Annotated in this window: 20 protein-coding genes; 13 read left to right on the forward strand and 7 right to left on the reverse strand. The window is 62.0% G+C overall.

Translation table 11 applies throughout. The features are described from left to right. Positions 1 to 58 precede the first annotated feature (58 nt). From FVE66_RS18245 to FVE66_RS18285, 9 genes are all read left to right on the forward strand, one after another. A complete protein-coding gene (locus tag FVE66_RS18245; RefSeq protein WP_151448904.1) occupies positions 59 to 1,039 on the forward strand; it encodes a Bug family tripartite tricarboxylate transporter substrate binding protein in 981 nt (326 codons plus the stop codon). Positions 1,040 to 1,179: 140 nt separating this feature from the next. Beyond that, a complete protein-coding gene (locus tag FVE66_RS18250; RefSeq protein WP_421830253.1) occupies positions 1,180 to 2,541 on the forward strand; it encodes an amidase in 1,362 nt (453 codons plus the stop codon). Between the two features lie 7 nt (positions 2,542 to 2,548). Then, positions 2,549 to 3,757: an IscS subfamily cysteine desulfurase gene (locus tag FVE66_RS18255; protein WP_151448906.1), complete on the forward strand. Its 1,209-nt coding sequence runs from the start codon at positions 2,549 to 2,551 to the stop codon at positions 3,755 to 3,757. 15 nt (positions 3,758 to 3,772) lie between these two features. Beyond that, positions 3,773 to 4,450: a DUF2848 domain-containing protein gene (locus FVE66_RS18260; protein WP_151448907.1), complete on the forward strand. Its 678-nt coding sequence runs from the start codon at positions 3,773 to 3,775 to the stop codon at positions 4,448 to 4,450. A 14-nt stretch (positions 4,451 to 4,464) separates the two neighbouring features. Next, positions 4,465 to 4,857, forward strand: a complete 393-nt coding sequence (locus tag FVE66_RS18265; protein ID WP_151448908.1) for a cupin domain-containing protein — start codon at positions 4,465 to 4,467, stop codon at positions 4,855 to 4,857. A 193-nt stretch (positions 4,858 to 5,050) separates the two neighbouring features. Further along, on the forward strand, positions 5,051 to 6,025 hold the full coding sequence (locus FVE66_RS18270; RefSeq protein WP_151448909.1) for a Bug family tripartite tricarboxylate transporter substrate binding protein: 975 nt from the start codon (positions 5,051 to 5,053) through the stop codon (positions 6,023 to 6,025). A gap of 65 nt (positions 6,026 to 6,090) precedes the next feature. After that, positions 6,091 to 7,563: a UbiD family decarboxylase gene (locus FVE66_RS18275; RefSeq protein ID WP_151448910.1), complete on the forward strand. Its 1,473-nt coding sequence runs from the start codon at positions 6,091 to 6,093 to the stop codon at positions 7,561 to 7,563. A 65-nt stretch (positions 7,564 to 7,628) separates the two neighbouring features. Then, complete coding sequence (locus FVE66_RS18280; protein WP_151448911.1) at positions 7,629 to 9,308, forward strand: thiamine pyrophosphate-binding protein; 1,680 nt, start codon at positions 7,629 to 7,631, stop codon at positions 9,306 to 9,308. A gap of 131 nt (positions 9,309 to 9,439) precedes the next feature. Further along, positions 9,440 to 10,435, forward strand: coding sequence for a Bug family tripartite tricarboxylate transporter substrate binding protein (locus tag FVE66_RS18285; protein ID WP_151448912.1), 996 nt, complete (start codon positions 9,440 to 9,442; stop codon positions 10,433 to 10,435). 79 nt (positions 10,436 to 10,514) lie between these two features. Here FVE66_RS18285 and FVE66_RS18290 read toward each other — a convergent pair whose 3' ends face one another. From FVE66_RS18290 to FVE66_RS18300, 3 genes are read right to left on the reverse strand one after another with little or no spacing between them, the layout of a single operon-like run. Next, entirely contained in the window at positions 10,515 to 11,063 is a 549-nt protein-coding gene (locus FVE66_RS18290) for a flavin reductase family protein (protein WP_151448913.1), read from the reverse strand. Between the two features lie 19 nt (positions 11,064 to 11,082). After that, on the reverse strand, positions 11,083 to 12,573 hold the full coding sequence (locus FVE66_RS18295) for a 4-hydroxyphenylacetate 3-hydroxylase family protein (RefSeq protein WP_151448914.1): 1,491 nt from the start codon (positions 12,571 to 12,573) through the stop codon (positions 11,083 to 11,085). Between the two features lie 22 nt (positions 12,574 to 12,595). Continuing rightward, the gene (locus FVE66_RS18300; protein WP_151449013.1) at positions 12,596 to 13,804 is read right to left on the reverse strand and encodes an ABC transporter substrate-binding protein; all 1,209 of its coding nucleotides are present in this window, start codon (positions 13,802 to 13,804) and stop codon (positions 12,596 to 12,598) included. Positions 13,805 to 13,990: 186 nt separating this feature from the next. On the opposite strand from FVE66_RS18300, the gene FVE66_RS18305 reads away from it, so the two are divergent. Then, a complete protein-coding gene (locus FVE66_RS18305) occupies positions 13,991 to 14,653 on the forward strand; it encodes a MarR family winged helix-turn-helix transcriptional regulator (RefSeq protein ID WP_151448915.1) in 663 nt (220 codons plus the stop codon). Between the two features lie 942 nt (positions 14,654 to 15,595). Here FVE66_RS18305 and FVE66_RS18310 read toward each other — a convergent pair. Both FVE66_RS18310 and FVE66_RS18315 read right to left on the reverse strand, forming a co-directional pair. Then, positions 15,596 to 16,882, reverse strand: a complete 1,287-nt coding sequence (locus tag FVE66_RS18310; RefSeq protein WP_151448916.1) for an O-acetylhomoserine aminocarboxypropyltransferase/cysteine synthase family protein — start codon at positions 16,880 to 16,882, stop codon at positions 15,596 to 15,598. Between the two features lie 106 nt (positions 16,883 to 16,988). Then, a complete protein-coding gene (locus FVE66_RS18315; protein ID WP_151448917.1) occupies positions 16,989 to 20,771 on the reverse strand; it encodes a hydantoinase B/oxoprolinase family protein in 3,783 nt (1,260 codons plus the stop codon). Between the two features lie 428 nt (positions 20,772 to 21,199). Here FVE66_RS18315 and FVE66_RS18320 point away from each other — a divergent pair, with 428 nt between their 5' ends. The 3 genes from FVE66_RS18320 to FVE66_RS18325 all read left to right on the forward strand — a co-directional run bounded on the left by FVE66_RS18320 (position 21,200) and on the right by FVE66_RS18325 (position 22,712). Continuing rightward, entirely contained in the window at positions 21,200 to 21,601 is a 402-nt protein-coding gene (locus tag FVE66_RS18320) for a GreA/GreB family elongation factor (RefSeq protein WP_151448918.1), read from the forward strand. Between the two features lie 92 nt (positions 21,602 to 21,693). Then, positions 21,694 to 21,858, forward strand: a complete 165-nt coding sequence (locus FVE66_RS20240; protein WP_161993337.1) for a hypothetical protein — start codon at positions 21,694 to 21,696, stop codon at positions 21,856 to 21,858. Next, complete coding sequence (locus tag FVE66_RS18325; RefSeq protein WP_151448919.1) at positions 21,849 to 22,712, forward strand: DUF342 domain-containing protein; 864 nt, start codon at positions 21,849 to 21,851, stop codon at positions 22,710 to 22,712. The genes FVE66_RS20240 and FVE66_RS18325 overlap by 10 nt, the downstream gene beginning before the upstream one ends. An 83-nt stretch (positions 22,713 to 22,795) precedes the next feature. Here the strand turns inward: FVE66_RS18325 and FVE66_RS18330 are convergent, their stop codons facing one another. Continuing rightward, positions 22,796 to 23,836, reverse strand: a complete 1,041-nt coding sequence (locus tag FVE66_RS18330; RefSeq protein ID WP_151448920.1) for an extracellular solute-binding protein — start codon at positions 23,834 to 23,836, stop codon at positions 22,796 to 22,798. A gap of 48 nt (positions 23,837 to 23,884) precedes the next feature. Then, the gene (locus FVE66_RS18335) at positions 23,885 to 24,691 is read right to left on the reverse strand and encodes an ABC transporter permease (RefSeq protein WP_151448921.1); all 807 of its coding nucleotides are present in this window, start codon (positions 24,689 to 24,691) and stop codon (positions 23,885 to 23,887) included. Between the last annotated feature and the right edge of the window lie 9 nt (positions 24,692 to 24,700).

A 24,700-nucleotide genomic window follows, 5' to 3' on the forward strand; every position in this document is an offset into this window, starting at 1 on the left:
TAGACTCCAACTCAAATATGGTCCGACCCATTTCCTATTCTTGTTGAGGAGCTTTCTCGTGTTGAACTTTCGATCCCTGTTTTCCCTGGCTGCATGTTCACTGGCGGCTGCCGTCGGCTTTTCCGGTGTCGCGAACGCTCAAACCTGGCCCGAAAAGCCGGTAAAAATCATTGTTCCCTACCCCGCCGGCGGCAATACCGACAACCAGGCACGGATGATTGCCCAGCACATGAGCGGCGTCTATGGACAGCAGTTCGTGGTCGAGAACAAGCCGGGCGCGAACGGTGTGATCGCCGCCGAGTTTGTCGCCAATTCGCCCGCCGACGGCCACACGATATTGATCAGCGCAGTCGCGCAGATGGCGATCGCACCGGCCATGGCAAAGCTGCGCTATGACCCGGTCAAGAGTTTTTCCCCGATCAGCATCGTTGGCACCAACGCGCTGGTGCTGGCGGTCGGCAAGAACATCCCCGTCAATAACCTGAAGGAATTCGTCGAGTACGCGAAAGCCAAGAACGGCCAGCTGAACTACGCGTCCGCCGGCAATGGCAGCGTCCCGCACCTGGCAGCCGTACTGTTCTTCAAGCGTGCCGGCCTGACCCTTTCACACGTGCCATACAAGGGCGGCGCACCTGCGATTGCCGACGTGCTGGCCGGACATGTTCCCCTGTATTTTGCGAACGTCGCAGAAGTCCTGCCGCACGCCAAGACCGGCAACCTGAAATTGCTGGCCATCACCGGCGACAAACGCGTCGACCAGTTGCCTGAGGTGCCTACCATCGCTGAATCAGGCTTCCCGGGCTTCAGTGTCCATACCTGGAATGGCCTGCTGGCACCGGCCGGCACCCCGCAAAAACTGATCGATCAACTGGCTGCACATGTCGCAACGGCAGCCAAACGCCCGGACGTCATCGAGAAAATGAAAGTGATTGGCGTGACGCCGGTTGGCAATACTCCTGCGGCATTTGCCGAAACCATACGCCGCGACATCGCAATGTGGGGCGAAGCAGTCAGGATTTCAGGCGCCAGCTCGAACTGACAAGACGGCCGGGCCACGCCCGCACAGCCGATAGCAGCGCCGGTTTGCAGTCCAGCCAGCCCCCAAGGGCCAGGCCGGGCGGCCACCGGCGCCTCTGCGCAGGCGGGCGCCACGCACAAGGAAAGCAAAGGACAAACATGGTGACGCAAACGATCAACGCATTGGCAAACGCGCTTGCTGCCGGAGAGCTGAGCAGCGTCGAATTGACCGAGCAGGCATTGGCCAGGATTGACGATCAAGCCGGTGAAGGCGCGCGCGCCTTCACCCATGTCTATCACGATGACGCACGAGCAGCAGCGCAAGCCAGCGACCTGCTGCGGGCGCATGGCGGCGCAGTGTCGCCGCTGGCGGGCATTCCGATTTCGATCAAGGACCTGTTCGACGTGCGTGGCGAAGTCACGCTGGCCGGCTCGCGGGTACGCAGCGACGCCGCGCCCGCGACCGCGGACGCACCGCCCATCGCCAGGCTGCGCCAGGCCGGCGCGGTCATCATTGGCAAGACCAACATGTCAGAGTTCGCATTCTCGGGACTCGGCCTGAATCCCCACTACGGCACGCCGAAGAGCCCGTGGGACCGGGCAACCGGCCGCATCCCGGGCGGATCCTCGTCCGGCGCGGCGGTGTCCGTCAGCGACGGCATGGCGGTCGCTGCAATTGGTACCGATACCGGCGGATCCTTGCGGATTCCGGCGGCTTTTTGCGGCATCGTCGGCTTCAAGCCGACCGCAAGCCGGGTTTCGAGGGATGGCGCATTTCCCCTGTCCACCACGCTCGACTCGATCGGCCCCATGGCCAACAGCGTCAGTTGCTGCGCGACGGTGGATGCCATCCTGGCAGGGAACGCGATACCGTCCCTGCAGCCGTCCGCCTTGCGCGGATTGCGGCTGGGACTGGTGCAGGACTACGTGCTTGACGGTATCGATGCGGATGTCGCCGCCGCGATTTCAACAGCCGTCACCTGGCTGTCGGCCGCCGGCGCACAGGTCTACGACGTCGCCATGCCTGAACTGCGCCAGATCCCCGAAATCAACAAGCAAGGCGGCCTGATCGCGGCCGAGGCATATTTCATCCATCAGCACGACCTGGCTGTCGAGGCCCGGGCCGCGCTGTACGACCAGCGCATCGTTGCGCGCATCCGCCGCGGGCATGATATTTCCTCCGCCGGCTATCTCGGCGTGATCCGCGACCGGGCGCAGCTGAACCAGCGCTTGAACGCCATTGCCGGCGAATTCGACCTGCTGCTGATGCCGACGGTCCCTGTCGTTGCGCCGTCGATTGCGCAGCTGGAGCAAAGCGACCAGCAATTCATGGAGACCAATGGCCTGGTCTTGCGTAATCCCACCGTGGTCAACTTCATGGACGGCTGCGCGCTGTCGCTGCCCTGCCACCGTCCGGGCAGCGCACCGGTCGGCCTGATGCTGGTTGCCCCCAATGGTGACGACGACCGCCTGTTCCGCATCGGACTGGCGATCGAGACTTTGATGAATGAAAGACGAGCATGAAATGAACATGAAGCGCCCCATCTACCTGGATTACTCCGCCACCACGCCGGTCGATCCGCGCGTGGCGGAAAAACTGGTTACGTACCTGACCGACAAATTCGGCAATCCTGCCAGCCGTTCGCACGCCTACGGCTGGGAAGCCGACGATGCGGTGGAAGACGCGCGCCAGCATGTGGCCGCGCTGCTCAATGCCGACCCCCGCGAAATCGTCTGGACCTCGGGTGCGACCGAAGGCAACAACCTGGCGATAAAGGGCGCGGCCAATTTCTACAAGGGAAAAGGCCGCCACATCATCACCGTAAAGACCGAGCACAAGGCGGTGCTGGATACGGTGCGCGAGCTGGAACGCCAGGGATTCGAGGCGACCTATCTGCAACCGGAACCCAACGGCCTGCTTGACCTGGCCAAGCTGGAAGCGGCGATCAGGCCGGATACCATCCTGGTGTCGGTAATGATGGTCAACAATGAAATCGGCGTGGTTCAGGACGTCAAGGCGATCGGTGCAATGTGCCGCAAGCGCGGCATCATTTTTCACTGCGACGCAGTGCAGGCCGCGGGCAAGGTCGAGATTGATTTGCAGGAGCTGCAGATCGATCTGCTGACGGTCACGGCGCACAAGATTTATGGTCCGAAGGGCATAGGCGCACTTTATGTGCGCCGCAAGCCGCGCGTGCGCATCGAGGCCCAGATCCATGGCGGCGGCCATGAGCGCGGCATGCGCTCCGGCACCTTGCCGACCCATCAGATCGTCGGCATGGGCGAGGCCTTTCGCATCGCCAGGGAAGAAATGGCGAGCGAGGGCGAGCGCATCGGCCGGCTGCGCAAGCGCCTGCTGGATGGCCTGCAATCGATGGAGCAGGTTTTCCTGAATGGCGACACGGTGCACCATGCGCCAAATATCCTGAACATGAGCTTCAACTATGTTGAAGGCGAGTCCCTGATCATGGCGATCAAGGAAATTGCGGTCTCGTCCGGGTCGGCCTGCACCTCGGCCAGCCTGGAGCCGTCTTATGTGTTGCGGGCGCTTGGCCGCTCCGATGAGCTGGCGCACAGCTCCATCCGCTTCAGCATCGGACGATTCACGACGGAAGAGGAGATCGATTTCACGATCGATCTCCTGAAAACGAAAGTGGCGAAACTGCGCGAACTGTCGCCACTGTGGGACATGTATAAAGAAGGTATCGACATCAGCGCCATCCAGTGGGCGGCACACTAGCAAAGGAAGCGACAAATGCATCAACTCAAATTCTCGATCGACGGCCAGGTTCGTGAAGTAGCAATCAAGGATCTGGTGGTGGCAGGCTGGACCGGGCGCGACGCGGACGCGGTGGAACATCACATCGCCGAGCTGGAAGCAATCGGCGTAGCGCGTCCACGCACGGTGCCGTGTTTCTACCGCGTCAGCAACACCCTGCTGACGACTGAAGAAAACCTGGACATGACCGGCCCGGACTCCAGCGGCGAAGCCGAATTCGTGATTGTTTCGCTGGAAGACGGACTGTACGTCGGCATCGGCTCGGATCACACCGACCGCAAGGTGGAAGCCTATGGCGTGACAGTGTCGAAGCAAATGTGCGCGAAGCCGGTCAGTGCCACGCTGTGGCGCCTGGCCGACGTCGAGGCCCATTGGGACAGCCTGCTACTGCGTTCGTGGGTAACCCGCAATGGCGAGCGCTCGCTCTACCAGGAAGGTCTGGTAACCAAGATGCTGGCGCCGCTCGACCTGATCGGACGTTACACGAATGGCGGCAGCACGCTGCCGGTAGGCACCGCGATGTATTGCGGCACGCTGACCGTGATCGGCCCGATCGGCGGCGGTGAACGCTTTGAAGTGGAGCTTGAGGACCCGGTCAACAAGCGCATCCTGAAGCACGCCTATAACGTGCGCACCCTGCCATATGTAGATTAAAAAGGAAACATCACATGCCCATTCATAAAGAACACAAGGAATTCCACACGATCGACCTGAGCACCGGCTGGGAAACCCCGCCCGGTTATCCGGAAGGCATCAAGCAGCAGATCCTGGCGGGTTCGCTGGACGAGAAGAACAAGACCGGTTCGCGCACGCGGCATTTGCGTTTTGACGCAGGCGTGTACACCACCGCACCCTTCGTTCATGACTACTGGGAAGAGGTCTACCTGCTGTCAGGCGACCTGACGGTCGGCAATGACGTCAACGGCAACGGCGGCACCAGCTTCGCGCCTGGCACCTATGCCTGCCGCCCGCCTGGTGCTTACCACGGGCCGTTCAAGTCGGAGAAGGGCTGCATGCTGCTCGAGATCCACTATTACGACGAAAGCAACAAAGCAGCGTAAGCAGTAAAGCGGCAGAAGCAGCAGGCTGCCGGCATCACTGCCGGCGCCCGCTGTTCACACCGGCACGAAAAAAAATTTACAACAAGCAGTACTGAAAAAAGTACGCAATATTTCGCCCTGCAATGCGGCCCGGAGACAATTTTGGGGCACTGCAACCTGGGTCTTTATCTGACACGGACAAACTGGAGTTCTCATGATGCGCAAAATTCTTCTTACCGCTGTGATGGCCGGACTGGCTTTTTCCAACACCGCTGGTGCCCAAAGCAATGACTATCCCAACCGGCCGATACGCATCATCGTGCCATTCGCCGCTGGCGGAAACACCGACGTGGTTGCCCGTGTGACCGCTCAATACCTGACGCAATCGCTTGGCCAGACTGTCATCGTCGAGAACAAGGCTGGCGCCGGCGGCATGATTGCTACCGAATACGTCGCCAAGGCGGCTCCCGATGGCTATACGCTGCTGATGTCGTCCACCGGTCCGCATACGATCTCGCCGAGCCTGATGGCCAAGATCAACTACGATCCGGTCAAGGACCTGGCACCGGTCAGCAACGTCAGCAGCAATGCGCTGGTCCTGCTGGTCAATCCGTCAGTGCCGGCAACTTCGGTCAAGGAGTTGATCGCACTTGCCAAGGCACAGCCGGGCAAACTGAGTTTCGGCTCGGCCGGCATCGGCGGCACCACGCACCTGTCCGCAGAAATGTTCAAGTCGATGGCGGGCGTCAACATCCTGCATGTGCCCTACAAGGGCGGCGCGCCGGCGACTGCAGCAGCCCTGGCCGGCGAAGTGGCGATCACCTTTGCCAACCTGTCGGACGCACTGCCGCAAATGAAGGCGGGCAAATTGCGCGCACTGGCAGTCACCAGCGCCGCGCGCCAGCCGCAGGCGCCGGACCTGCCGACGATCGCCGAAGCGGGATTGCCCGGTTATCAATGCATCGTCTGGAATGGCCTGGTGGCACCGGGCGGAACGCCGGCGGATATCGTCAACAAGCTGTCAGCCGCAGTCCAGAAAATCACCCGCACTCCTGCCTTCCAGGAAAAAATGACCCAGATCGGCTCGGTGCCGATCGGCGATACGCCAGAACAATTCCGCACATTTGTCGCCAAGGAATTGGTTACATGGAACAAAGTCGTCAAGGATTCCGGCGCCAAAGCTAACTGAGAGTTTCCCCCGGTTGATCCCGGGGGAAGCCCAAGACAGCCGAATCCAGAAAAAAGGAGATCAACATGAGTACAGAACTGCCCGCAGTCATTGACACACGATTCCGCACCGCGCTGCGCCGGCTCGCCGCAGCCGGCCGCATCGAAAGCTATGCCGGCGCTGCCGATGTCGAATACGAGATCGCTGGCGTCCTCAAGAAGCGCGATGGCGGCAAGGCCATCCTGTTCCCCGAGGTCAAGGGCCACGACATGCCGGTGATCGGCAACTTCCTGGCCTCGCAGGCAAACTGCGAAGCCGCCTTCGGGGTCGACTTCCGCGGCATCCGCCAATTCGTGGCGCGCGCCATGGGCAACCCGATCGACCCGGTAGTCATGCCGACCGCCCCATGGCAGGAAAATGTCTACACGAGGGATTTCGACATTGGCAAGTTGCTGCCCGCATTGCGCCATGCAGAGAATGACCCGGGACGTTTCGTGACCGCAGGCGTCGTGATCGTGCGCGACCCGGAGACTGGAATTTACAACGCGTCGTATCACCGGCTGCAACTGGTCGGCCCCAACCAGACCGCCCTGAAAATGGACTACGGGCGCCACCTGCGCCTGGCGTTCGAACGCGCCTGCGCGCGTGGCGAAGACCTGCCGATCGCCGTCTGCATCGGCACCGATCTTTCGGTGCTCTACACGGCAGCGACCATGGGTTCGCAAATGCCGGAGACAGCCGATGAAATGAAGGTCGCGGGCGGCCTGATCGGCGCGCCCCTGCCGGTGTGCAAGGGAATCACGCAGGACTTGCTGATTCCCGCCGAAACCGAGATCGTGCTGGAAGGCATACTGCGCCGCGACCAGAACGTGCATGAAGGTCCCTTCGGCGAATTCATCGGCTACATGTCGGCCGACGGCCCGGCGCCGATTTTCGACATCACGTCGATCGGACATCGCAACGACCCGATTTACTATGCAATCAACGGCTTTGGCCGGGAAACGGTCATGCTGCGCAAGTATGTGCTGGAGGCCAGCCTGCTCAAGGTACTGCAAGCAGCGACGCCGTTTGTCAATGATGTCGAAATCACCGCCGGTGGGCTGCACCGCTTCCATGCGGTCCTCAGCGTGCACAAGACATCGCCCCAGCACGACGGGCTGCAGCGCAACGCCATCCTGGCGTCCTTCGGGGCCTTGAAAGACCTCGACATGATCATCGCGGTCGACAGCGACATCAACATTCACGACCCGGTCGATGTCGAGTACGCGCTGGCGACCCGGATGGAAGCATCGCAGGACCTGTTCGTCATTCCGGGCGCGCGTGGACACGAGTACGTGCGCAAAGGCCGTGACGGCATCCGCGCCAAGCTGGGGATCGACGCTACGGTGCCGTTCGAGCAGAAGGAGCGTTTCACGCGGGTCAAGTTCAAGGACATCAAGGTCGACGAGACGCGTTTCGGTTCGAAGGCAGACGAGCATGTGAAGTGGCTCGGCGAGCAGGGCAAACCGCAGGGCGCGCCCAAGCCGCAATCGGAAGACGGTCGCGTGCCCGCACTCTGAGCTTTGGCCATCGACTCGCCTGGATTGCCAGGCGAGTGCCTGAAACTTTTATAAAAAGGTAGGCAATGAAGGAGACATCAACTCGCAGCGGCGGACACGTGCTGATCGATGCGTTGAAAATTCACGGTGCGAAGACAGCCTTTTGTGTGCCGGGCGAAAGCTTCCTCGATGCGCTCGATGCCCTGTACACCGAGCGGGATTCGATAAAGCTGGTCGTTTGCCGGCAGGAAGGTGGCGCCGCCTACATGGCTGAGGCATATGGCAAGCTCACCGGCGAGCCGGGCATCTGCTTTGTCACACGCGGCCCGGGCGCGACCAACGCCAGCATCGGCATTCATACGGCAAGCCAGGACTCGACACCGCTGATCGTGTTCGTCGGCCAGGTCGCGCGCGAGACCGCCGGGCGCGAAGCATGGCAGGAAATCGACTACCGGCAGATGTTCGGTAACATCGCCAAATGGGTCGACCAGATCGACGATGCACGCCGCATTCCGGAATACGTCAGCCGCGCGTTCCACATCGCCACCTCGGGCCGCCCCGGCCCGGTGGTGCTGGCGCTGCCGGAGGACATGCTGGTTGACCAGGTTTCGGTAGCAGACAGTCCGCGTTACCAGCGCTTCGAAACCCATCCGGCGCCGCAGGTCATGACCAAGTTGCGCAGCATGCTGGCGACGGCCCAACGGCCATTGGTCATGCTGGGCGGCGGCGCATGGTCGGACCAGGCCTGCAAGGACATCGCGCAGTTCGCCGAAAATTTCAACTTGCCGGTGGCCTGCGGCTTCCGTCGCCACGACCTGATGGACCACCGCCATCCGAATTTCGCCGGCGAGGCCGGCCTCGGCATGGATCCACGACTGGCGGCGCGCATCACGGCGTCGGACCTGGTGATTGCAGTCGGGCCACGCCTGGGCGAGACCACGACCAACGCCTACTCGCTGTTTGCGATACCCAAGCCGGTGCAACAACTGGTCCACGTGCATCGCGATTCAGGCGAGCTGGGACGTGTGTACCGGGCCGACCTGATGATCCATGCAGGCATGGACGAATTCGCCAGCGCCGCCCGCGCGCTCGAGCCGATGGCATCGGTGCCGTGGGAGGACTGGAGCGCCGGCGCCAGGGAAGACTATCGCAACAACCTCAAGCACACGCCAGTGCGGCGCCTGGTCGACATGGGCGAGGTGATGAAGCATTTGCGCGAGACCCTGCCGGCCGACTCCATCGTGGTCAACGGCGCTGGCAACTACACCTTGTGGGTGCAGCGTTTCTACCAGTACCGCGGCTATCGCACGCAACTGACGCCCACCAGCGGCACCATGGGTTACGAGGTGCCGGCGTCAATAGCAGCCAAGCTGGTGCATCCGGAGCGTACCGTGGTCTGCTTCGCCGGCGACGGCTGCTTTCTGATGAATGGCCAGGAACTTGCCACTGCCCGCCAGCACAAGCTGAATGTGGTCTTCATCGTGGTCAATAACGGCATGTACGGCAGCATCCGCATGCATCAGGAACGCCACTATCCGGGACGCGTAAGCGGCAGCGATTTGTTCAACCCGGATTTCGTCGCATTGGCCAAGGCATATGGCGCGTCTGGCGAACTGGTGGAGGACACGGTGGATTTCGCAGCCGCGTTTGCACGCGCCAGGCAGCATGACGGCCCGGCATTGATCGAGCTGCGCGTGGATCCGGATGTCATCACGCCCCGCACCACGATCACGGCATTGCGGGCGCAGGCACGCCCCGCGAACTGAGGCAACTGACGCAACTGATGCCCATGGTCCGGTGCACTAGAGGCGCCGGACCTCCAGTGCGGATTGATTTTTCGATGCAGCCCTGATGTTCAGATTTTCAACCATACCAATAAACCACGGAGACAGTAATCATGAAAATCCTGCCACGCCTGATCGCATCGCTGTTGCTCGCCGCAACCGCATCCACCACTGCGCTGGCGCAGTCATCGCCTGCGGCCGCCGATGCGCCGTTCCCATCCCGGACCATCCGCATCATCAACCCCTTCTCCGCTGGCGGTCCGACCGACATCCTGGCACGCATCGTGGGCGCCGAGCTGAGCACCCGCTGGGGGCAACCGGTCATCGTCGAATCCAAACCGGGCGCCGGCGGCGGCCTCGGAATGGAAGCGGCTGCCCGCTCTCCGGCCGATGGTTACACCCTGGTCGTCGCGCCGACCGGACCGCTGGTCATCAACCGCCACATCTTTTCCAACCTGCGCTATGACAGCGCGCGGGACTTCGCACCAGTCTCGCTGATGACCAGCATCGACAACGTGCTGGTGGTCCATCCGGCCGTGCCTGCCAAGGACCTGAAAGAGCTCATCAGCTACGCCAAAGCCAATCCCGGCAAACTCAGCTACGGCTCGGCTGGCGTGGGCCAGCAGCCGCATCTGGCGGGTGAACAGCTGAAGCTGGCGACCGGCACTGACATCCTGCACATTCCCTACAAGGGAACCTCGGAAGCAGTGACCGCCGTGCTCGGCGGCCAGGCCAACATGATGTTCGGGCAGGTCTCGGCCGTTGCGCCACTGCTCCAGAGCGGCAAGGTGCGCGCGATCGGCATCGCCAGCAACAAGCGCTCCCCGGTGATACCGACAATTCCGACCTTGCAGGAACAAGGCCTGACCGGCTTTGAATCGGCATCGATCTACGCCTTGCTGGCTCCCAAGGGAACACCGGCGCCGGTCGTCGAGAAATTGTCAGCGGAAATACGTTCGATACTGCAATCGCCGGCAATCAGGAAGAAAGTGTCCGACATGGGTATGGACGTCGTTGCCAGCAGCGCCGAGCAACTTGCCGAGCTGATGCGCACGGAATCGGCGCGCTACGAGAAGATCATCAAGGACGGCAAGATCAAGGCCGAGTGATCCTGCTACAGGCCGGCCTGCCCCCTGGCCGTATGCGGACCGGGGGCAGGCCGGGAAATTCCTTTTTGGCGGCCGCGAGTCAACCCCAGCCCGGCACGCCGAAATCGGACAGCGTACCGTCATGCGGCGGTACTTTGCTCCACTGGTCGCGCGCATAGGTGCCGTATGCGCCACGGTAAAACAGCAAGGGCTGCGTCGCTGAACGCAGATGAAAATCGGTGACCTGTCCGAGAAAAATGACGTGGTCGCCGCCTTCGACTTCCGACGCCCTCTTGCATTCCAGCTGCGCAACCGACTTCCCGAACAGGGCGCAGCCGCTCGCCCCTTCGGTATAGCTGCCCGCTTCAAATCGCGCGGTCGATGGCTTGGCGAACATGTTGGACAAGGCCTGCTGCTCATGGCCAAGCATGTTCACCGCAAAATGCGTTGCCTGCTGAAAGGTCGCCAGCACGTTAGCGGTGCGTGCCAGCGAGAACAGGATCAGCGGCGGATCAAGCGAGACCGACGAGAACGAGTTGACGGTGACACCCACGTGCTCGCCCGAAGGCGAACGCGTGGTAATGATGGCCACCCCGGTAGCGTAGCAGCCCAGGACGTTACGCAGCGCGCGGGGATCGATCTGTGTCATCGCTCTTGCTTCCCTCGCCTCAGGCGCCGCGTACCGCTTTGAACACCGCAGCGGCATCTTCCGGCAGGCCATAGCTCGACATCATGGTGTCGACCATGCCGACCGCCTTGTCCCAGTCGTAGGTACGGAAGGCATGACCGCGCGTAACCATGTTCGCACCGGAGTAGAACATTTCGTACTGCAGGTGGCGCGAACCGAACTCCGATCCGACCGCATCCCACGCCAGCTTGAACAGTTTCACCCGTCCCAGTGAATCCGTCACGGGCGACTGCTGGGTCTTGTCGATGTGGCTGGCGATTTCCGGATTGGCGAAATCTTCGACGCAGGACGGCAGCATGATCATGCCGCCGCCGGCCAGTTCACGCAGCGAATGCAGGAATTTCGGATACAGCTGCTGGGTCAGCACCGTGGCCGAATAGAGCCGCTTGGCATTGGGCACGAAATACTTGCCATACATCGAGCCGCTGATCTCCATCGACTCGACCATGCCTTCGACCATCGAGACCTCGGCCGCCATCTGGCCGAGCGTTTCCTTGACCGGCGGGAAGCCGATCACGCCGTTGGTTTCGGTGATCTTGCGGGCCAGGCCGAGCAGGAAGCGCATCTTCGCCACCAGGCGGATCTGGCACTGGTAGTTCTGGAACACATGGGTCGGGATGGCATGCCATTGATCCTGCGCCATCTTGATGTCGTTGTGCACGAACACCCGCTCCCAGGGCACCTTTACCTCGTCGAAGTACAGCACGCTGTCGTTTTCGTCGAAGGAGGAGGAAAGCGGATTGTCGAATTTCGAGCGCGCCGCTTCTTCATAGGATTTCCGGGACATCAGCTTCACGCCCTTGGCGTTGAGCGGGATCATCGCGGTAAAGCTGTACTTTTCATCGCCAGCCTTGAGCGGCTGGATACAGGCAACCATGACCTCGTTGGACATGGGGCAGCCGGTGCCAAGCATCTTGGCGCCCTTGATGGTGATGCCTTCATGGTCTTCGTCGACCACCCCGGCCACCAGGAATTCATTGGCCTGTTCCGATGCGCTCTTGCTGCGGTCGGCTTGCGGATTGATGATGACGTAGGTCAGGTACAGGTCGCTGTCGCGCGCATACTCGTAGTAATCCGAGAGCGCATTCGCAAACTTGTCGCCGGAGCGCTTGTACAGGTCCATGCCCATGTACATGCCGGCCAGCGCGGAGCCGACGTGGTCGGGCGAGCGGCCGAAAAAGCCGCCCGACAGGTTTGCCCAGGACTCGAGCGCATGGCGGCGCTCGACCAACTCCGCGTACGACGTCGGCAGCTGCCACATGCGGCTGACCCGTTCGCCAGTTTTCGGCGACGCGAACGTCATGCGTTCGACGTTCTCGGCCTTCATCTGGTAGTCGTACATGGCAGCAGCCGACTGGATGCTGTTGCGGAAGGCAGGGTGGTCGACATGGTCGTCGACCACCGCGCCGTTGATGTAGACTTCGCGCCCGTCTCGCAGGCTTTCAATATGTTTTTTTCCGTCTCTGGACATGATTTGGCTCGGCTTCTCGTCGTTACTTCTTCATTAATGGGCAAACGCTCTTTGCGGCAGGCAAGAAAGCCTGATCGCCAGGGATGACAGCTTTGATCTTGTAGTAGTCCCAAGGCGTGCGGGACTCGGCCGGCTTCTTGACTTCAACCAGCAGCATGTCGTGAACCATGCGGCCGTCGGCGCGGATCCGGCCGTTCTTGGCGAAGAAGTCATTGATCGGGGTGGCCTTCATCTTGGCCATCACGGTCTGCGCCTCGTCACTGCCGGTCGCCTTGATCGAATTCAGGTAGTGCGTAACTGAGGAGTAGATGCCGGCGTGGACCATGGTCGGCATGCGCTTGTGACGCTCGAAGAAGCGCTTCGACCAGGCCCGGCTTGCGTCATTCTGGTCCCAGTAGAAACCGGTGGTCAGCGTCATGCCCTGCGCCAGCGGCAGCCCCATCGAATGAACATCAGAGATGAACACATGCAGGCCGGCCAGCACCTGCTTGCCCGACTTCAGGATGCCGAACTGTTCCGCCTGCTTGACGACGTTGATCACGTCGCCGCCGGCGTTGGCCAGCGCGATGACCTTGGCGCCGGATGCCTGCGCCTGCAGCAGGTAGGAGGCCATGTCGGATGCATTGGTAGGATGGCGCAGCGAGCCGACGATCTTGCCTTTATTGGCGTTGAGCGCGTCCGTTGCATCCTTTTCGAGGGCACGGCCGAGCGCGTAATCGACAGTCAGGAAATACCAGCTGTCGTAACCCTGCTTCTTCATCGCGTTGACGGTATTCGTCGCCAGCGCGTAGGTGTCGTAGGTGTAGTGAACGGTATTCGGCGAGCAATTCTCGTTGGTCAGGCTGGAGGTGCCGCCACCACTGATCAGCACGATCTTGTTCTTCTCGCGCGCCAGGTTGGCGATTGCCAACGCAACCGAGGACGGCAACAGATCGACGATGGCATCGACCTTGTTTTCGTCGTACCACTGGCGTGCCTTGCTGCTGGCAACGTCGGGCTTGTTCTGATGATCGGCAAACACGACTTCGATCGGCATGCCATTGACCTTGCCGCCGAAATCTTCGACCGCCATGCGCGCTGCGATGACCGATCCCTGGCCACCGATATCGGAGAACAGCGAGCTCATGTCCGTCAGGACGCCGATCTTGACGGCGCCATCGGAAATCTTGTTCTGGGCGTGAACGCCGCCTGCTGCCATCGCCAGGGCCAGCGCGCTGGCAAGTACTTTCATCTTCAACATGTCATCTCCAAGTGGGGTTGCGGAACGACGTACATAGCATCGTTCGTGCCAGCGAAAGATAATTGAGACACGACCTTTCGTCAACTAACTTGATTAAGTTGCTTAATTAATTTGGTTGGCGATACCCGGCCCCAATGGAGGCTGTATGCTTATCCCCTTTCAGATTAAAGTGCTGATGTGATCCGCCCGACCAAAACCACGCGCTCGACCAAGCCGGCTTCCGAGCCGAAAAAGAAGACTTTGCCCGCACGCAGTGCCTCCCGCGCCCCAAAAAAGAGCAGCGAGCGCACGTTTACGCTGCTGCCCACGGTCTCCAAACCGGAGCTGCTGGATGAGGACGGAACGTCGGACCGTAATTTCCGGCAATTCCTGTATGACTTTTCCAGCCTCGCGAATTACCTTGCATCCGCCCGCGCCTATCTGGCGGAACGGCTGGGCGTCACATCGCCCCAGTACAACATCCTGATGATCATTGCGCAGTACCAGGGAGCGTCAGGCGTCAGCGGCAGCGACGTCGCCCAGCACATGCACGTCACGACGGCCTTCATCACGAGTGAAGTACGAAAACTGGAAGCCGCAGGGCTGGTGGAAAAGCGGCCGAATCCGAACGACGGCCGCAGCGTATTGCTGCGCCTGACGCCGGCGGCAAAAAAGAGCGTGGAGCGGATCGCGCCGGAACGCCTGTTCGTCAACGACCAGTTGTTTCGCGCGCTATCGGGGGAAGATTTTCGTCACCTGGCCAGCACCGTTGCTTCGCTGATCGATGATTTTTCACATACGGTGGATTTGCTGAAGACAGTGCAGCGCGGGCGGGCGCCGAAGCTGGGGGGACGGAAGTAGGAGCTCCATCAGCGCCAGCAGCTCCACATCGTGATTCACAACGTAGACCGGCGCACGCCACAAACGCTCCCTCCGCATGAAAGCTGAGGCTCGCCCGTAATCTTGGGTGAGCGGTTTTGTGGCTCTCTGGCTCTCTGGCTCTTTGGCTTGCGGTTCGTGTGGCTGGGTTTGATGGTTGTCGGTGTGAAGCCGGGAGACACCCCGGCGGGTGTGTAACTTTCTTTTGGAAAAGAAAGTCACCAAAGAAACCAAAGTCAAAACCCACTTGGCCAACGCCTGGTTCGGTAGCCAAACAGACTCGGACGCCTGGGCCGAACCATTGCGGCGTTCGCGAGGAGGGTCCTGCCACACGTTCGCCTCTGACCGGGATCAGTCAACCCGCTTCAATGCCGCCGACCGCACACCACCGCTCGTTGACTCCCAATTGTTTTCGAAGCCGCTAATTGGCGTTTGAGGTCTGATTGCCAGCGGGGTGGGGATCTCAGGGGATTTTCTGCCGTTCTCTGCCGTCCCTGAACAGATCCCATCCGTCGCTTGTTTGAAGCTTCGAAAACAATTGAGAGTCAACGGTGCGCTGGGCATCGGTATAAGACACTTCATGGGGTTGGCTGATTAGGTAAGCGGCACCCAGCCGAGGGATCATCTCTCGCGAACGTCGCACTGGATTAGCCCAGACATCCGCGTCTGGTTGGCGTTCGGCCCCGCCGTTGGCCAAGTGGGTGTTGACGTTTTTTTTTTGGTTCCTTTCTTTTTCCAAAAGAAAGGAACACACCCGCCGGGGTGTCTCCCGGCTTCACACCGACAACCATCAAACCCAGCCACACGAACCGCAAGCCAAAGAGCCACAGAACCCCTCACCCAGGGTTACGGGCGCTGCTCAGCTTTCAAGTTGAGGGCGCCATAAAGTCGATCGGTCGCGAGCGCTATGGCTGCGCTGGAAACTCAAGCCGCAGCCAGCGCCCGATCCAGATCCTCCAGCAGATCGTCGATGTGCTCGATCCCGACCGACAAACGCAGCATTTCCTCGGACACCCCGGCCTTGGCCAGTTCTTCCGGGTTCAACTGACGATGCGTGGTCGAAGCCGGATGCGTGGCCAGCGATTTCGCGTCGCCGATATTGACCAGGCGGGTGAACAATTGCAGCGCATCGAGAACGCGGGCACCGGCAGCGCGCGGATCACCCTTGTCGGCCGTCTTAAGGCCAAAGGAAATGATTCCCGACGCCTTGCCATTCATGTATTTCTGCACCAGCGCGTGATCCGGATGGTCGGGCAGGCCAGCGTAATTCACCCAGGCCACCTTCGGATGTGACTTCAGGTGCCGGGCCAGGGCCAGCGTGTTGTCGCTGATGCGATCCATGCGCAACGCCAGCGTCTCTATGCCCTGCAGGATCAGGAATGCGTTCATCGGCGCAATCGCGGCGCCCATGTTGCGCAAGGGGACCACGCGTGCACGACCGATAAAGGCCGCCGGTCCCAGCGCGTCCGTATAGACCACGCCATGGTAGGACACGTCCGGCTCGTTCAGGCGCTTGAAGCGAGCCTTGTGCTGCGCCCACGGGAATTTGCCGCTGTCGACGATGGCGCCGCCGACGCTGTTGCCGTGGCCACCCAGGTACTTGGTCAGCGAATGGACGACGATATCGGCGCCATGTTCGATAGGCCGGCACAGGTAGGGACTGGGGACCGTGTTGTCGACGATCAGCGGGATGCCGTGCGCGTGAGCGATGTCGGCCAGCTTGCCGAAGTCGGTGACGTTACCGAGCGGATTCCCGACCGATTCGCAGAAAATCGCCTTGGTCTTTTCGTCGATCAGCGGCGCAAAGCTGTCCGGGTTTGACGAATCGGCAAAACGCACATCGATGCCCATCTGCGGAAACGTGTGCGCGAACAGGTTATAGGTGCCGCCATACAAGGTGCTGGCCGACACGATATTGTCGCCGGCTTCGGCAATGGTCTGGATGGCGTAGGTAATCGCGGCCATGCCGGACGCCACCGCCAGCGCAGCGATGCCGCCCTCCAGCGCGGCGACCCGCTTCTCCAGCACATCCTGGGTCGGATTCATGATCCGCGTATAGATATTGCCCGGGACCTTCAGGTCGAACAAGTCGGCGCCGTGCTGGGCGTTGTCGAAAGCGTAGGCGACTGTCTGGTAGATGGGGACCGCTGCTGATTTCGTTGTCGGATCCGGCGAATAGCCAGCGTGCACGGCCAAGGTCTCGATTTTCATTTTTGTTCCTGTGAGTCGATTGAAGGATGCATCCTGTTAATCAGTTGCAGCGTTCCTGCCAGCTTGCACCCCGAGTTTATCCGATCGGCGTTGGCAAGCGGGACGGTCACTGCTCGACTGGGCCGAAGCCGCCACCACCTGGCGTCTCGATTTCAAAGGCATCGCCGGCCAGCAGTTGGGCCTGGTCAGCATGCCGAAGCGGTTCAACCCTGCCGTCAGCGCGCAGCACGCGCGCAAGTCCGCATGCGCCCGGCGCGCCGCCGCGCAGGCCGAACGCCGGATGGTTCCAGCCATTGGCCAGGATCGAGACCGTCATCGCTTCCAGGAAACGCAGGGTGCGCACGCCGCCATCGCCGCCGCGCCAACGACCGCCGCCGCCGGAACCATGACGGATCTGGTAGCGCTCGAGCCGGACCGGGAAACGCTGTTCCAGGATCTCGGGATCGGTCAGGCGCGAATTGGTCATGTGGGTCTGGACCACCGAGGTGCCGTCGAAACCGCCCGTCAGCGCACCCGCCGCATCGAAGCGGCCGCCGGCGCCGGAACCGCCGGAGATAGTTTCGTAGTACTGGTAGCGCGCATTGCCGAAGGTCAGGTTGTTCATGGTCGGCTGGCTGCCGGCCAAAACCCCCAGCGCGCCGTACAACGCATTGGTCACGCAAGTCGAGGTTTCGACGTTGCCGGCCACCACTGCCGCCGGATAACGCGGATTGAGCATGGACCCCTCCGGCACCACGATGTTCAGCGGCTTCAGGCCGCCGGCATTCATCGGGATATCGTCGCCAACCAGGGTGCGGAACACGTACAGCACGGCTGCCGTCGTGACCGCGCACGGCGCGTTGAAGTTGTTCGGCAACTGGGCCGAGCTGCCGCTGAAGTCGATGGTCGCACTGCGTGAGGCGTGGTCGACCGAGACCGCCACCGATACCTGCGCGCCGTTATCGAGTTGAACCTCGAAGCGCCCGTCCTGCAGGCGATCGATGGCGCGCCGCACCGATTCTTCGGCATTGTCCTGCACATGGCGCATGTAGGCGTGCACCACATCAAGTCCGAAGTAACCGACCATGTGCAGCAACTCCTCGCGCCCCTTTTCATTGGCGGCGACCTGGGCTCGCAGGTCCGCCAGGTTCTGCTCGACATTGCGCACCGGGTAGCGCGCGCCGGCCAGCAAGGCGCGCAATTCGGTTTCGCGCAAGCGCCCTTCCCTGACCAACTGGAAATTGGTGATCAGTACGCCTTCGTCTTCGATTGTGCGTGAATCCGGCGGCATGGAACCCGGCGACAGTCCGCCGATATCGGCGTGATGTCCGCGCGAACCGACATAGAACAAGGGCTTGCGATTGTCAGCACCAGAATCAGCACCAGAATCAGCGCCTGAATCAGCACCTGAATCAGCACCTGAATCAGCACCAAACACCGGCGTGATGACGGTAACGTCCGGCAGATGGGTGCCGCCGGAATAGGGATCGTTCAATACGTAGACGTCCCCCGGGCGCAGCTGGCCGGCATTGGCGTCGATCACGGCACGCACGCTGGCGCCCATCGAGCCGAGGTGGACCGGAATATGCGGCGCATTGGCAACCAGATCGCCATCGGCGTCGAATACCGCGCAGGAAAAATCCAGCCGCTCCTTGATGTTGACCGAATGGGCAGTGTTCTGCAGCCGATAGCCCATTTGCTCGGCGATCGACATGAACAGGTTATTGAAAATTTCCAGCATCACCGGGTCGGCGTCAGTCCCGATCGCCCGCTGCTGCGGACGCGGCACCGCTCGTTCCAGCACGATGTCGCCGCGCTCGGTGACACTGGCGCGCCACTGCGGATCGACGATGGTGGTGGCATTGGCATCGCTGATCGCCGCCGGTCCGGCCAGGATGTCCCCGGCCTGCAGGTCGACGCTGCGATACAGCGGGCAGTCGTGCCATGCGCCGTCGGCATGGATCGAAACGACGGCGACCGGCTGCGCTGCGTCGCCAGCGTGGCGCTGCTCGCGCCCGGCGTCCGCCGCTGCACCGCGCGATCCAGCCGTCGATCCAGCCATCGATGCGGGCGCCACCGCATCATGCGCAGTCGCTTCGGCCACCGCCGATTCGATCATCAGCGCGCGTTCCGGCATCAGGAACGAAAAACGCTGGCGGTAGGCCTGCTCGAAGGCCGCGCGCATCGTGGCGGCATCGGCCAGGCCGACGGGCAGTCCGGTGTCCGTGCCCTCGTAACGCAGGAACAGCCGGCATGCGACGCACACGTCCTTGTCGGCTGCCCCCTGCGACTGCAGTTCGGCACGCGCCGCATCGGACAGCGACGCCAGGACGCGCCGCGCCGCCGCTTCGCCATCGGCGTCGAAGCGGCGCTCCACCGAGCGTTCACGGATCGCCGTTGGCAAGGCCAGGCCTATGCCGTACGCCGACAGCACGCCGGCCAACGGATGGATCAATACGCGCGGCATGCCCAGTGCATCGGCCACGGCGCACGCGTGCTGGCCACCAGCGCCGCCAAAGGTGGTGAGGGTGTAGCGCGTCACGTCATAGCCGCGCTGCACCGAGATGCGCTTGATGGCATTGGCCATGTTGGCCACCGCAATCTCCAGGAAACCATGGGCCAGCTGTTCCGGACTGGTCGGCCGGCCGCTTGCCTGCGACACTTCAGCCGCCAGTTGCGCGAAACGCTCGCGCACCACTGCTGCGTCCAGCGCCTGGTTTCCCTCGGGGCCGAATACGGCAGGAAAATGCCGCGGCTGTATCCGGCCCAGCAACAGATTGGCATCGGTCACGGTCAAGGGACCGCCGCGCCGATAGCAGGCCGGTCCCGGATTGGCGCCAGCCGATTCGGGCCCCACCCGCAGGCGGGTGCCGTCGAATCGCAAGATCGATCCGCCACCGGCCGCCACCGTATGTATGCTCATCATCGGCGCGCGCAAGCGCACGCCAGCGACCAACGTGTCGAAGCTGCGCTCGTATTCGCCAGCGAAATGCGACACGTCGGTCGAGGTGCCGCCCATGTCGAAGCCGATGACCCGATCGAAACCGGCCGCATGCGAAACCCGCGCCATGCCGACGATGCCGCCAGCCGGCCCGGACAGGACCGAGTCCTTGCCCTGGAAGCTGTGGGCATCAGTCAATCCACCGTTGGACTGCATGAACTGCAGGCGCACGCCCGGCAGCGCGGCGGCAACCCGGTTCACATAGGAGCGCAGCACCGGCGACAGGTAGGCATCCACCACCGTGGTATCGCCGCGGGCAACAAAGCGGATCAGTGGCGACACCTGGTGCGACACCGATATCTGCGTGAAGCCGGCCTCGCTCGCCAGCGCCGCCACACGCGCCTCGTGCGACGGATTCAGGTAGCCATGCATGAAGGCAATCGCCACTGCCGTGTAGCCGCGCTCACGCGCCGCCTGCAGCGCAGCGCGTGCGCCCTGCTCTTCCAGAGCCGTCACGATGCTGCCGTCGGCCGCAATCCTCTCCTCGATCTCCGCCACTTCTTCATAGAGCAGATCGGGCAGCACGATTTGCAGGTCGAAGATGCGCGGCCGGTTCTGGTAAGCGATGCGCAAGGCGTCGCGAAAGCCGCGCGTGACGAGGAACAGCACCCGCTCGCCCTTGCGTTCAAGCAGTGCGTTGGTGGCGACCGTGGTGCCCATGCGCACTACGGCGATTTTCCCGGCGGGTACCGGCGCTCCGGATTCCAGGCCCAGCAACTGGCGTATGCCCTGCACTGCCGCATCCTGGTATTGCCCCGGATTTTCGGATAGCAGCTTGGCGGTGACGATGCCGCCGTCCGGCCGGCGCGCCACGATGTCGGTGAAGGTGCCGCCACGGTCGATCCAGAATTCCCAGCGGCCGGCATCGGCGCCCGGAGCTGGCGTTGAAGAGCGAATCGTTGGAGGCATGGCGGGTACTTGATGAAGGTTCAGTTATGCATGCGCAAAGAGTCAGGCATATTCCCGTATTGTGCAACAAGCCAGGCTGTTTCCCGATCGGGGAGCGGCGCAGGAAGCCCGCCGCAATCAGGATCAGGATGAAGTCCTTGTTGCCGGCGGGCGCCCATTTGACAAGGACGCGGGATTCGCCTACCTTCGGGCCTATGGCAATTTCCTTTTTCTTCGTTCGTTCGCACAAGGCCGCACCGTCCATGACGGTCGAGGCGGGCTGTCGCGCGCCCAAACGAACGAACACCAGGAAAACCTGCCAGCCCGACGCAGATTCCTGAGCCCGGCGATACCCCTTCTCATTAGCGCAAACGCTATCGCCGGGCTTAAACCAAGCGCGATAGTTGCCGGCTCATTCCGAGTCCTGGCCGCACTTTTGGGAATCCTCCATGCCTGCGATCATCCGCGGTGAGCGTGTCCTCACCTCGCTCGACTTCGCCCGCTTGTCCAAACTGGACAGCGGCCATCTGCCCGACGATCTTGCCGACAGCCTGGAATCGGCTGACGTGATCCCGCCTCCAGCGGTTCCTGCTGATGTGGTGACCATGTATTCGCAAGTCGAAATCCTCGACCTCAGCTCGGGTCTCAAGCAAAGGCTGACGCTGTGCTATCCCGAGCACGCCGAGCCCCGGCAGGGATTCATTTCAGTGCTCTCGCCGGTGGGTGCAAGCCTGCTGGGCCTTCGCGTCGGCTCGACGGCGCAGTGGCAACTCCCGCACGGTGAGGAGCGCTCGGCTACGGTCGAAGCGATCCTGTTCCAGCCGGAAGCCAGCGGCGATTACACGACCTGAGCGACCTGAGCCACCTGATCGTCCGCCGCTCATTTCTTGAACGAATTCCAGGCTTGCCAGCCTGGAATTCATTCGCATTTCCAGGATTTTCAATGAACATCAAATCCATAGGTGCGCTGTCCAATTTCAGCGCCAACAGCCACGCCTTGGGCCTGCTGCTTTCCCTTCCGGCCGGTCCCCGGACCAGTCCGCGCATCGCCGGGTTCATGAAATTCATCCCTGCATTTCTTCCAGATGCGGAGTCGCCATGGACCTGACACGAGAGTTCGTCAAGGCGAAGCGCCCATGCGCCGACGGCTTTCGCTGGTTTATCCGCAACCATGAGCGCGGCGGCGATTACCAGCCGCTTCTGGATGCCCTGGTCAGGGATGGCCGCGTCAATGATGCTTGCTGGCTTCTGGATCAATTTGGCCCTACCGATGCCGTGCTGACAGTCGATAGCATCGAGGCCGACGCCATCGTGTTTGCCGGAACGCTGGATGTACGCGGCAGCATTGACGTCGATTCCATCGTCCGGGCTGGTAGGTCCATCCGTACGGGCGGCGGTGTGCGTGCGGGAACATCGATCATTGCCGGCGAAGACATTCGGGCCGGTGGAGCAATTCGCTGCAGCGGATCGCTCGACGCTGGCGGCGACGTCAAGGTGGACTGCGGCATCGAGCTTGAGGGGCCCCTGCGTTGCGGTGGAAACTTGCGGGCCGAGTGGGACCTGGTTTGTCGCGGCGCCCTCCATGTCGGAGGCGCTGCGGCTATCGGGCAGGACCTCGTCACGGAAGCCACAGTCCAGTGCAGCAAAGGACTGCGGGTGTGCGGGTCCATCACCGGCATGGACAATATCCACGTGGGCAATGGCATCGAGTGCGGCGAAGCGATTCTCTGCCACGGGCATCTGGAAGCCGGCTGGGGTATCAGGGCCGGCAAGTCGATCAGCGCAGCCGGCGCAATCAAGGCCGGGGAGAGCCTGCTGGCCGAAGATGACATACGGGCTGGCGAAGGGTACGGCATCTATGCCGGCCTGATTGTGCAGTTCGACGCCTGGGAAGCGAGCGCGCAGGTACGTGCCCGGTCCAGGCCGGAGCGCCTGGTCAGCGGTTGGTGGGTCGATACCTGATCCGGCCTGGCAGATCCCGGCGGCGGCCGGGGCCTGCCTGCGCTTGCGCTCGAAGCAAGCCCCGACCGGTGCGAAACCGGACCTTAACGGTTGACTACCGCCGCCCAGCGATCCACGAACGCACTGCGCTGCTCCGCGAAGTAGTTCCAGTCCAGCGTACGCAGGCGATCAATCGTCGGCACCGTGGCTGCCACTTCGGCCGGCACCTTTGCTTTTGCGTTGATCGGCCGGCCACCGCCGATGCGGGCCCATGCTTCCTGTGCTTCGACTCCCAGTACGTGATTGATGAAAGCCTCGGGCGCATTGCCTGCGGAGGGGTTCACCACGCGCGTGATGCTCATCGGCAGCGAGTAAGCGCCTTCGCTGGGCACGCAGAAGCGAATGTCCTGCAGGTCAGGATCGCGCGCCATGGCCAGAACGTTGCCGCTGAAGTAAGGCGTGGCCCAGATCTCGCCGGTCTTGAGCCAGCCGAGGGCGATGCTTTCCTGGTCCCACAAGCCAGGGCCGCTGGTGCGGATGGTATGCATGGCTTTCAGGCCGGCGTCGGGTTTGCGCAGGCTGCCGCCTTCCAGCGAAGCCATGGCGTCCAGCGTGTACACGGAGGAGTTGTAGGTGATATTGGGGGACGAAACGTGGCCTTTGAGGTCGGCGCGCAGCAGGTCGGCCCATGAAGTGACCGGCTTCTTCACCCGCTTGGCGTTGTAGGCAATACCCCAGGCGCCGTAGGTCACCGGCACAGCGTGCAGTCCGACCGGCAGCTTGACGCGCGGATCGATGTCCTTGAGGTTGGGAATGGTCGCCGGGTCCATCAGGCTGATCAGTCCGGAACGGGCGATCAGTGGCAACAGCACGTCGGTGAACACGCCGATATGCAGGTTGGGGTTGCTGCGGTTGGCCTGCATCTGCGTGAAGCGGGCATTGTCGAATGATTCGATGATCCTGGCGCTCTTGCCCGCCGGGTAGGTGTCCAGGAAGCTGCGGCGGAAATTGTTGCCCAGCTGTCCCGGGTACCAGCCAATGGTCAGGGGCTGGGTTTGGGCCCAGGCGGGCATCGAACCCAGGCTGGCGGCGCCAAGCGCAGCAGCTGCTCCAAGGAATTGACGGCGGCTAAAGGTGGAAGTCATGCGATGGTCCTTTCAGGTATAGAGCGGAATGCAGCGTTGGAAGAAAGCTCAGGAGCCGGTGCCTGCGAGATGGCGCAACCACCCGAGACGGTCGATCACGAACGCGATCAACAGTCCCAGCACCACCAGCACTGTGGAAACAGCAGCCGCGACAGGGTCATTTACGTCAAACAGGTATTTGTAGATCGCCACCGGCAGCACGATCTGCTCGGACTGGGTGACGAACAAGCTGACCGTGAACTGGTCGAGCGAGATGATGAACGAGAAGATCGCACCCGAAATGATCCCCGGAACCAGTCCCGGCAGCACCACGTGGCGCAGCGTATAGGCCGGACTTGCTCCGAGGATCTCGGACGCGTCCGTCAGCGCCTGGCGCAGTCCCAGTACGCTGGTCAGCACGGCGCGGAACATGAAGGGAAAAGCGATCACGGTATGCGCGGCCAGCAATGCAGTAAAGGTATCGAGGATCTGCGCCCGGTTGAAAGCGTACAACAAGGAAATGCCAATGATCAGTCCGGGGACGATCAGCGGCGACAGCATGAAAAATTCCAGCGCGACTCGCAAGCGCCCATCGGGCAGCTTCCTGAATGCCAGCGCCGCCGGCACCGCCAGCGCGGTTGCCACTGCGGTGGACGCGATCGCGAGGCCGAAGCTGCGCAAGGCAGGTCCAAGGAACAGCCCGGATTCCCATGCGGCCTGGTACCACCGCAGGGAAAAACCGGTCGGCGGAAATTGCAGGAACGAACGTTCGCTGAAGCTGAACAGGATCACCACCAGCAAGGGCAGGATCAGGAACAGGTACACCAGCAGCGCCATGCTGTTGGCCATGTACCGGAAGGCTTTTTGTGCTTGCATGCTCCGGTC

The sequence above is a fragment of the Lacisediminimonas profundi genome (assembly GCF_008831265.1).
GTDB lineage: Bacteria > Pseudomonadota > Gammaproteobacteria > Burkholderiales > Burkholderiaceae_D > Lacisediminimonas > Lacisediminimonas profundi.